This is a genomic window from Taklimakanibacter albus (assembly GCF_016595235.1).
Classification (GTDB): Bacteria; Pseudomonadota; Alphaproteobacteria; order Rhizobiales; family Aestuariivirgaceae; genus Taklimakanibacter; species Taklimakanibacter albus.
The window spans coordinates 1-1191 of the sequence record NZ_JAENHL010000001.1; the positions used below are offsets into that span (position 1 = coordinate 1).

The 1191-nt window shown below is 60.8% G+C and carries 1 protein-coding gene; it reads left to right on the plus strand.

From position 1 onward, the window contains the following. A complete protein-coding gene (gene tuf, locus JHL16_RS00005) occupies positions 1-1191 on the plus strand; it encodes an elongation factor Tu (RefSeq protein ID WP_200182860.1) in 1191 nt (396 codons plus the stop codon).

Below are 1191 nucleotides of genomic sequence, written 5' to 3' on the forward strand. Positions count from 1 at the left end.
ATGGGCAAAGAGAAATTCAACCGCGACAAGCCGCACTGCAATATTGGCACGATCGGCCATGTCGATCATGGCAAGACGTCATTGACGGCTGCGATCACGAAGGTTTTGGCTGAGACGGGTGGAGCGACCTACACGGCCTATGACCAGATCGACAAGGCGCCGGAAGAGAAGGCGCGCGGTATCACGATCTCGACGGCTCACGTCGAGTATCAGACGAAGAACCGCCACTATGCCCATGTCGACTGCCCTGGCCATGCCGACTATGTGAAGAACATGATCACCGGTGCGGCGCAGATGGACGGTGCGATCCTGGTCGTGTCGGCTGCCGACGGCCCGATGCCGCAGACGCGCGAGCACATTCTGCTGGCCCGTCAGGTCGGCGTTCCGGCGCTGGTGGTGTTCATGAACAAGGTCGACATGGTCGACGATCCTGAGCTTATCGAGCTGGTCGAGATGGAAATCCGCGATCTTTTGAGCTCGTATCAGTTCCCCGGCGATGAGATTCCGATCGTCAAGGGTTCGGCTCTGATGGCGCTCGAGAACAAGAGCCCGGAGCTTGGCCATGATGCGATCCTGAAGCTGATGGAAGCGGTTGATGCCTATATCCCGCAGCCTGAGCGTCCGAAGGACCAGCCGTTCCTGATGCCGATCGAAGACGTGTTCTCGATCTCGGGCCGCGGCACGGTTGTGACCGGTCGTATCGAGCGTGGCATCGTGAAGGTCGGCGAGGAAGTCGAGATCATCGGTCTGCGTCCGACGACGAAGACGACGGTGACCGGCGTCGAGATGTTCCGCAAGCTGCTCGATCAGGGCGAGGCTGGCGACAATGTCGGCGCGCTGCTGCGCGGTATCGACCGCACGGGTGTCGAGCGTGGCCAGGTTCTGGCCAAGCCGGGCTCGATCACGCCGCACAAGAAGTTCAAGGCTGAAGCCTACATCCTGACGAAGGAGGAGGGTGGCCGTCACACGCCGTTCTTCACCAACTATCGTCCGCAGTTCTACTTCCGCACGACGGACGTGACGGGTGTTGTGACGCTGCCGGAAGGCACCGAGATGGTGATGCCCGGCGACAATGTCACGGTTGATGTCGAGCTGATCACGCCGATCGCCATGGAGGAGAAGCTGCGCTTCGCCATCCGTGAAGGCGGCCGTACCGTCGGCGCCGGCGTCGTCGCCAAAATCGTAGAGTAA